Below are 8,140 nucleotides of genomic sequence, written 5' to 3'. Positions count from 1 at the left end.
GGGTTCAACTCCCTCCACTCGCACGCAGTATGAGAAGCCTCAAATCGTTGGAATTCCAGCGATTTGAGGCTTCTCTCATTCGCACCGAAGGTGGAAAACCCTACAAAAAACCCTACAATTTTTAATAAACTTGGTTGATCGGGGTTGATTATTGGAGCTGCTTAAGCGCCATATCCACCCGTGCCGCCACGTCGTCCAGATCATCGTCGAACAGATCAGCGTACACGTCCAACGTCATTGCAGCTGAAGAATGCCCAAGCATGCGTTGTATAGCCTTCACATTCGCGCCACTGTGAACAGCTATCGACGCTGCGGTATGCCGTAGATCATGAACGGTAAGTGGTGGCGTATCGGAACGTTCGACCGCCGTCTTATACCAGCAACGATGTCCTAACGTCTGTGGATGCACATAGCCGCCGCCAGGAGACGAGAACACTAGTTGTTCTGAGCCTTTACCCTGCACAACACCGAGTAATGACTCACGCACTATTTGCGGCATAGGAACAGTACGGTTCCGGTTTGTCTTCGGTGTGCCCAGTTCAAAGTCTCTTCCTACCCTTGTAACGCTCTTGTTGACACGAATACGATTGGCTTTGAAATCGATGTCCGCGACCGTCAACGCCGTAGCCTCACCCCAGCGCAACCCGCATAGCCCGAGCACTAGAATTAGCGGCCTATACTCGCCGCTACAATCAGCGAGGTTCAATAGCTGAGATGGCGTTAGGTAAGTCCGAGGCTTGCGGCGTTTCTTCGGCAACTGTATATCCTTTACCGGAGTCCGAATAATACGGCCGTCTTTCACTGCTGTGTCATATATGCCCTTAAGAACGCCGAACGCCCTTATCACGACTGACGCGCTGCGCTGGGATGCGAGCTTGTTTACCCATTCCTGTACTTCGGAGTGCTGTATCTCACCGATACGACGATGCCCCCATTGAGGTTCAACGTGGACCCTCCAGGCGATTTCAACACTATGGTGGTGCGACGGTTTCCATACGCTCTTGTGTGCGGCTACCCACTCACGCCCCAAGTCTTCCACAACAGCACGGCCACCTTGAGGGTCCACATATGCGCCGTCGTTAATCGCGGTGGTTACATTCCTAGCCGCCCAGTCCTGAGCGTCTATCTTGCGTCGGAACCCCGCCTTTTCGACATTTCGGTGTACCGGGTCCCTGTAGCACACACGCCATCGGGTTTCCCCGGACTTCAGTTGATACTTCTGATACGAAACCGCAACCACGCAGATCCTCTCAATCGCTGTAATTCTGAGCTTTGTAGTACTCCCGCGCTGCCTCGCCGGCGCTGCTAAGCGCGTCATTCAAAGTCTTCTCTTCGGAAGCATTCAGCGGCGTATTACCAGCGGCCTCAGCAAGTGGAGAGTCCGCCCATTGGCTGAGTTCTCGTCTTCTAAACAAGGCCGACATGTCCGCATCCAAGAAGTTCACCGCAGTGGGTACGCTCGGGGCCGCTCGATTCTCTATCGGCTGAGGAATGGCGCGCCCTTGGTATTCCGCTACAGCTCTGTCATAACCCGGCTGGGTTTTCGGGACGGCCAATGGTTCATTCCCCGTAGCCCATGACCAGATCACATTACATCCAAGCTCGTGGTCACAACCAGTTATCTGGCCAGTTATGCTCTTCGATCCACTGGGAGGTAGCAGAAGCGTCAAAGGCGATACGTCAAACACCACGGCGAACGCCATAAGGTCGTCAACGTCAACCTTCCGTTCGCACGTCTCTATCCTTTTAAGACCTATAGGCGTTATTGGCCTGCCAGCCCCTTTCAGCTTTTCCGCCAGTTCCTTGTACTGCATACCCCCTCTCAGTCTCTTGATGTTGTCGGCGACCTGCTGCCCGGTCGAATCTATCTGGTTCACGCTGCGTGTTGCTGTCATGCCGCCATTTTATTAAACAAATAAGAAAGTCATTAATCCTTGTCGAAATCGGCGTGTCGTCTTTGACAATCATTGACCAACGTATATTCTGGTAGACAGTTATACAGATTGTATAACGAATGTTCAGAAAGGATGACAGTTGTTGAACATGGAAGATACATGGCTTACCCGCAAGGAAGCTGCCGAATATTCAAAAACCACTTACGGCACACTGTCTACTTACGCCTACTGCCACAAAGGACCAAGGTTCTTCAAGGTCGGGGGAAAAGTCCTTTACCGAAAGTCAGACCTCGACCAGTGGCTTACGATGACCCCTGTCGAGGCGGTGGCCGCATGATCGCAGCACAGATGAAGAAGGTCGCCGACGCTGGCACGCCGACGACCTGCAAGAACAATCCCGGACCTACCACAGACCTGAATTGCACCGAAATTGTAGCGTCAACCCTGCTCATTCTGGCGTTTCTTCTCGTGTTTACCGCTTACGGCTTCGCGGAGCTTGAGCCGCTGAAGGCGCTTATCAGCGCCTCAATCGCCCTGCTGCTGCTCGCCTTCCGCGAGGGAGTCGTGCGGGTTGACGAGGCGTGGAACCAGCGCATGACGGCATGGCGCGAACTGCATTCGCGCGAACTCGACGGCGAGGAGGTCGGCCGCTACCGCCAGGGCGACGGCACCCCTCGAACGGCGGGCGGCAAACCGTTCGAACCGCTGACCGGCTGGGAGAAGGTGAAGCGCGTATGAGTCTGACGATTTCGGCCGGACCCGCAGCGGACCGCATGGCCGACCGCACTCTAGCGAACCTCGAGAAGATCGCGGCCGGTTCCCCCATTGACACGTATCTCGACGCCCACCCGGAAACGAAAGCGAAGTTCGAGCAGGTCGGCCGCTCCAAGCGACGCCCGCCCATGCCGAGCGTTAAGGACATGCAGCAACCACGACACGACGTCCTTCCCCCGAAGACGCCCCGCCAGCCCGAACGCCGCGTGGCGCTGACTCCGGCCGGGTCAGTCGCGAAGAAACGCCCCCGGTTCCTCGACGACCCGATGATTCCGACCGGCGTAATCACGTTAATGGCCGGACGTTCCGGGGTGAGCAAATCGACGTTGTCCCTGTCCCGCGCCGCGTTGGCGACGCGCGGACTGCTCGACGGCGACTGGAAGCACGTCCCCGTGAACGTGGCCGTGAGCGGCATCGAGGACTCATTGTCGATGCAGCGCATGCGCTTGGAAGCGGCGGGCGCGGACCTGACGCGCGTGAGTTTCCTGACGATGCGCGACGGCGACGGCCCGGATGGAGGGGTGCGCATCCCCGACGACCTGCCTCAGATCGAAGCCGCGTTCACCGCCAGTCACGTGGGGTTGTGGATTATCGACCCCATCACCAGCGCGATGGACGGCGACAGCAACAAGCGCGACGACGTGCGCCGCGCGCTGGACCCGTTGGCCGACATGGCCGACCGGCTGGGTATCGCCATTGTCGGCATCCTGCATTTCAACAAGGGCGGCGGGTATGCGTCCGACAAGATCAGCGGCTCGCATGCCTTCCGCGACGTCATCCGCTCATTGCTGCTCGTGGCGAAGGACGACGAGAACGGCGATTGCGTCGTGACCATCGACAAGTCCAGCTACACGACCGCGCAGGGTATCAGCTACTCGTACGGGATTATCTCGCAGGACGTGACCGACGACGACGGACAGGCGTTCGCCGTGCCCAAGATCACCGGTTTCATGCCGACCGAACGCAGCGTGGACGAGGTAATCAACCGCAACATCACGCAGGACGCCACCGACGCGCCGAGAACGGAACGCGGCGAAGTCCTCGAATGGCTCACCGAGTACCTGAGAGAGGGACCGGCGCCGTACAAGGAGATCGCCACGGCCGCGTCCGCCGAGGGGTACAGCAAACGCCAGCTGACCAACGCCCGCGAACGCTCTAGCGACCCTTGGATTATCACCGAACCTGACCCGGAGTACGAGGGCCGAGGCCAGAAACGAGTGTGGAAACTCTCGTACACCGACCCCAAGGCCGACGACTAGCCACCCCTCGCGCGCGGGGGTACGGAACGCGGAACTAATCACGGAAGTATTCAAACCCCAATGTTTCCAAGGTCTGCGATTTGTTCCGCGAATACTTCCGCGTTCCACTCCCCCGCGCGCGGGACAAGAGAAAGGAACCCCACCATGAACACAACCACTCACACTCACCGCCAGGTGGTCGTCCTGCACGCAGTCGGCGACTACCTACCGGACGGCACGGCCGTGAGCCTTTGCGGCCTCACCCTCCGGTACGGCGCCGACAGCGTACGGCCGATCATCGAACAACCCGACACGATCACCCAAGAATGCCCCTTGTGTCAAGCCGCCGAGATCGTGGACGACCTGACCGCCGAAGACCTGTTCAACCTCTAACCAAATCACCCCCATCGAAAGGAACAACAACATGAACGACAACACCAACGAGTACGCGCAGACCATCGCCCTCACCGACATCGAGGACTATCTCATGTCCCAGCTGCTCGAACAGTACGCGGACGCCTTGGAACGCGGCGAGACCGAACTCACCGTCTCCATGCCCACGTTCGCCTACGACCTGACCGGCGACGCCACCACAGGCGTGAGCGCCAGAACCGTGGCCGAGGACATCCGCCGGTTCGCGGACTCCAGCCTGAACGGCCACCCGGACGGAGAAAAGCCCCTCACCAAGAAGGACGCCACCCCCGAGGCCACGAAGCTCGGAATCCAGCTCTAACGCATAACCCCAACAATCGGGCGGCGACACCCCGCCGCCGCCCCCATTCATTAGGAAGGACAAACATATGGCATTGCATGCTGAACCGTTCGGCCCCGGACATGAAACCGCCGAACGCATGATGAACACCGTCGCCCACCTCGCGAACGAACGCGGATGGACCGTGACGGACCTCGCCGAGAAATCCGGCATTCCCGTGGAACTCGTCTCGCGCCTGCTCGACGCGAACGCGGCCCCCAACTTGGATGATCTCGACCGGTTCGCCACGGCGTTCAATCTCGACCTGAACGACTTCACCCGCGTCATCCACAACGAGGCGACGCGATGACCGCCACCATTGGAGAACTCGCGCCACAGCTCATTGAGGCGAAGGCCGCTATTGAGGCCGACGAGCTGCGCGCCGAAATCCAGTCACTGACCGAACAGCTCGACAGGTATCGCAGAAAGCTCAAGGCGGAGAAATCCGTGTCGCGCCGGTTGCGCAGACGCCTCGAACACACCCACAACAACACAACAACATCGGAGGAAAACCATGACCAATGAAAACAAGCCGACCACGGACGAGCGTATCGGAGACATCGCCCTCGCCATCCGCCAGTTCGACGCGCACCTGTTCGAGAACACATACCGCATCGACGACTACCTGCAAGACATCGACCACCAATTGACCCGCATCGCCAACCATCTCGAAGGAAACACAAAATGAACACCAACGAAACCCCCAACACGGACGCCACGCCCGAAACCCCCAACGCCATCCAGCCGCAGGACGTGCAGGAGGACACGCGCCAAGCGGACGACACAGACCCCGTTCTCGCGCTCAAGTCCGCAAGGAACGAGGCGGCGAAGCTCCGCACGCGCGCGAAGACCGCCGAGCAGGAGCGCGACCAGCTCGCCGCCCAGCTCGAAACCACTAAAGCCCGGCTCGACGCGGCACGCCGCGACATCCTCGCCAGCTCGACCCCGCCGAGCCGTATCGGCATGTCGGGCATCCCGGGCTCAACCTCCCGCGAAGTCAACTATCCCACGAACCCGCTGGCCAACGTCGTTGCCGAAGCCCGCGCCGACGTGCTTTCCACCATCGACACGGAATCCATGTTCGACGACGACGGACACGCCGATTGGGGGAAATTCAGGACGGCCATCGACGACTACGTTCGGCGCCACCCGTACGTGTCCGCCCACTTCAGGCCCGCCACGGACAAACGCACCGGCCACGGACGCAAGGGACAGGACGCACTCGACAAGGCGCTGGAACACCGGTAGTGGTATGATGGGCGTTTAGGAAAAGCCGCTTGACGCGGATTCCGCGAGCCGCCCGGCGCGGACGCAAACACAGATCAACCTTAACTGTGTGCGTCCGGCCGGGCTTTCGCATATTCCGGGGCAACGGGCGCACGGAAAAGAGAACACCACCATGGCAACAACAACTTCAACCAGCGCCTACAGCTTCCGACCCGACAGCATCGTACCGGTATCCGAGGCGGTCCCCGACGCCCTCGCGCTCGACCAGCGCGTCACCACGCTGGCCGGCGCCATCGAGGGCGACGCGCCCGCCGTCCGCCTGCCCATCATCGGCAAGGACCCCGAAGCCACCGTAACCGCCGAAGGCCAGACCATCCTCGAATCAGCCCCGAGCCTCAGCGAAATCATCGTGCGCACAGTCAAAGTCGGCCTCGTCACCGAGGTCAGCCGAGAAGCGTACGAAAGCGCCCAGACCGCGGGCAGCATCACCAACGCAGCACGCCGCGCCGTCACCCGCAAACTCGACGACCTGCTGATTAACAAGCGCACGGAGACGACCAGCGGCGCCGGCATCGCATGGACGCACGGCATCAACGAGATCACCGGCGCCTACGGCACCGACCCGATTCTCGACGGCATCGCCGCAGCCGCCGACCACGACGGCACGCCCACCGCGATTCTGCTGAACTTCTCGACGTGGGCACAGCTGCTGAAGGTCAAAGGCGCGGACGGGCGCGGCCTTATCACCCCCGAGGTCGCCAACGCGCCGGCCGCGGGACTGTTCGGCGTGCCCATCATCCTCAACAGCGCCGTAGCCGCCGACACCGCACTCGTCGTGGACGCCAGTACCATCGTCACCGCACTAAGCGACATCCGCGCCGACACCAACGACGGCGACGCCTTCCGCCGCGACAGCCTGCTCGTGCGCGTCGTCGGCCGCATCGGCGTGGGCATCATCAACCCGGCCAAGATCAGCAAGATCACGTTCAAGACCACCGACACCAAGCGCACCCGCTGACACCCACACGCCGGCGCGGGACACGCCCACACGGCCAACCCACGCCGGCACACCCCGACGAGGGAAACAAACCCCGCAAACCCAGTCCCCAAACTCCCCAAACTCCCCACGATGGGGACATTGGGGACATTGGGGACACAAAAACAGGAAAACACCTCACACACCCCTCGCACACCACGAACAACACACCCCACCCCCCGTGGGGGAGGGTACCCGGAGTGTTTGCGGGGGCCGCTGCGACTCTAGCTCTGACGCTGGATGCCCTCCGGGGCCGTGTGCGCTTAGCGTCCCCGAGGAGGATTGACCGATGACGAACCCGTATCAGTGCAAGGCGTACGACTGCCGCGAACCCGCCGTGATCGGCGGCTACTGCCGACACCATTACGACCGGCTGCGCCGTCACGGCACCACGCACGACATCCTGCGCGGCATCCTATGCCCGCAATGCCACCTGCCCGTCCCCTGCCGCCGCTCGTCAGCTCGCTTCTGTAGCGTTCGATGCCGGAAGGCGTGGCATAAGCGGCATCCCGGCATGACGCCCCCGCCCGCCCGGTTCATCCTCGCCGAGGTCCGGTATGCGCCGGGACGCAAACCCGAGTTCATTCGTCAGTGGCGCACGATGGGCCCCGACGACACGCCCGTACCCGAGGGCGTCGAATGGTAAGCGTCCGGTTCCTCTATTGCCCGCAATGCCGCAGGTGGAAGCCGGTACGCTCACGGCTCGCCCACTTCTGCTCGAGCAGGTGCCGCAGTCGATGGCGCACGCTGCACCCAACGGCGCCGTTGCCGTTACCCGAGATGACCATTATCACCTATGACGATCAGTTGTTAGTCGAGATCGACCGGGTACGCGAGGGCGTCCGCCAGACGGACACCCTTGACGTGAGCCGGTTCCATCCGATTGAGGAATCACCACTAGCCGGATACGCCACAACGCAACATCATCAGTAGTGACATTGGCGGAATTCCAACGAAAACGGCCGTCCCCAAGGATAACGGCCCGAAGCACCTTTGTATGTGGAGCTTTGGGAGGGAACGGCCTAAGCCCAGCTTAGAGCGCCGAGCGGATACTCACGACACACCGAATCAGTCAACGGCCCACACCATACCTAAACCCTACAAAAACCCTACAAACGGTATCGAAACCCGTTGAAAAACACTTATCTCTACTGATGAACAAACGTTGGAATTCCGCCAAAATCGCCTCATTCCGCTGATACGTGGGGGGTTCAACTCC

At 60.6% G+C, this 8,140-nt stretch carries 13 protein-coding genes; 11 read left to right on the top strand and 2 right to left on the bottom strand.

Features of this window, described 5'->3' with window-relative positions; genetic code table 11:
* Positions 1-148 precede the first annotated feature (148 nt).
* Both CSQ85_RS12760 and CSQ85_RS13235 read right to left on the bottom strand, forming a co-directional pair.
* The gene (locus tag CSQ85_RS12760) at positions 149-1,318 is read right to left on the bottom strand and encodes a tyrosine-type recombinase/integrase (RefSeq protein WP_107042673.1); all 1,170 of its coding nucleotides are present in this window, start codon (positions 1,316-1,318) and stop codon (positions 149-151) included.
* Positions 1,251-1,895: a helix-turn-helix domain-containing protein gene (locus CSQ85_RS13235; protein WP_190973049.1), complete on the bottom strand. Its 645-nt coding sequence runs from the start codon at positions 1,893-1,895 to the stop codon at positions 1,251-1,253. The genes CSQ85_RS12760 and CSQ85_RS13235 overlap by 68 nt, the downstream gene beginning before the upstream one ends.
* Positions 1,896-2,043: 148 nt before the next feature.
* Here CSQ85_RS13235 and CSQ85_RS12750 point away from each other — a divergent pair, with 148 nt between their 5' ends.
* From CSQ85_RS12750 to CSQ85_RS12710, 11 genes are all read left to right on the top strand, one after another.
* Positions 2,044-2,232 carry a helix-turn-helix domain-containing protein gene (locus tag CSQ85_RS12750; RefSeq protein ID WP_146143827.1) on the top strand — a complete coding sequence of 63 codons (189 nt, stop codon included), beginning with the start codon at positions 2,044-2,046 and terminating at the stop codon, positions 2,230-2,232.
* Positions 2,229-2,633: a hypothetical protein gene (locus tag CSQ85_RS13230; RefSeq protein WP_190973048.1), complete on the top strand. Its 405-nt coding sequence runs from the start codon at positions 2,229-2,231 to the stop codon at positions 2,631-2,633. The genes CSQ85_RS12750 and CSQ85_RS13230 overlap by 4 nt, the downstream gene beginning before the upstream one ends.
* Positions 2,630-3,928 carry an AAA family ATPase gene (locus CSQ85_RS12745; protein WP_190973047.1) on the top strand — a complete coding sequence of 433 codons (1,299 nt, stop codon included), beginning with the start codon at positions 2,630-2,632 and terminating at the stop codon, positions 3,926-3,928. The genes CSQ85_RS13230 and CSQ85_RS12745 overlap by 4 nt, the downstream gene beginning before the upstream one ends.
* Before the next feature lie 144 nt (positions 3,929-4,072).
* Positions 4,073-4,300, top strand: a complete 228-nt coding sequence (locus CSQ85_RS12740) for a hypothetical protein (protein WP_150384329.1) — start codon at positions 4,073-4,075, stop codon at positions 4,298-4,300.
* Between the two features lie 31 nt (positions 4,301-4,331).
* The gene (locus tag CSQ85_RS12735; RefSeq protein WP_150384328.1) at positions 4,332-4,640 is read left to right on the top strand and encodes a hypothetical protein; all 309 of its coding nucleotides are present in this window, start codon (positions 4,332-4,334) and stop codon (positions 4,638-4,640) included.
* A gap of 67 nt (positions 4,641-4,707) precedes the next feature.
* On the top strand, positions 4,708-4,968 hold the full coding sequence (locus CSQ85_RS12730; protein ID WP_150384327.1) for a helix-turn-helix domain-containing protein: 261 nt from the start codon (positions 4,708-4,710) through the stop codon (positions 4,966-4,968).
* The gene (locus CSQ85_RS12725; protein WP_150384326.1) at positions 4,965-5,183 is read left to right on the top strand and encodes a hypothetical protein; all 219 of its coding nucleotides are present in this window, start codon (positions 4,965-4,967) and stop codon (positions 5,181-5,183) included. Before CSQ85_RS12730 ends, CSQ85_RS12725 begins: the two co-directional genes overlap by 4 nt.
* A complete protein-coding gene (locus CSQ85_RS13225) occupies positions 5,173-5,346 on the top strand; it encodes a hypothetical protein (protein WP_190973046.1) in 174 nt (57 codons plus the stop codon). Before CSQ85_RS12725 ends, CSQ85_RS13225 begins: the two co-directional genes overlap by 11 nt.
* Positions 5,343-5,906, top strand: coding sequence for a hypothetical protein (locus CSQ85_RS12720; protein ID WP_150384325.1), 564 nt, complete (start codon positions 5,343-5,345; stop codon positions 5,904-5,906). The genes CSQ85_RS13225 and CSQ85_RS12720 overlap by 4 nt, the downstream gene beginning before the upstream one ends.
* Before the next feature lie 88 nt (positions 5,907-5,994).
* Complete coding sequence (locus CSQ85_RS12715) at positions 5,995-6,903, top strand: phage major capsid protein (RefSeq protein ID WP_223846985.1); 909 nt, start codon at positions 5,995-5,997, stop codon at positions 6,901-6,903.
* Positions 6,904-7,210: 307 nt separating this feature from the next.
* The gene (locus tag CSQ85_RS12710; protein ID WP_150384323.1) at positions 7,211-7,567 is read left to right on the top strand and encodes a hypothetical protein; all 357 of its coding nucleotides are present in this window, start codon (positions 7,211-7,213) and stop codon (positions 7,565-7,567) included.
* The last annotated feature ends 573 nt before the right edge of the window (positions 7,568-8,140 follow it).

This window comes from Bifidobacterium rousetti (assembly GCF_008698235.1).
Classification (GTDB): domain Bacteria; phylum Actinomycetota; class Actinomycetes; order Actinomycetales; family Bifidobacteriaceae; genus Bifidobacterium; species Bifidobacterium rousetti.
The sequence above is the reverse complement of the archived record's forward strand: the minus strand, read 5'-3'. Positions and strand labels throughout refer to the sequence as shown.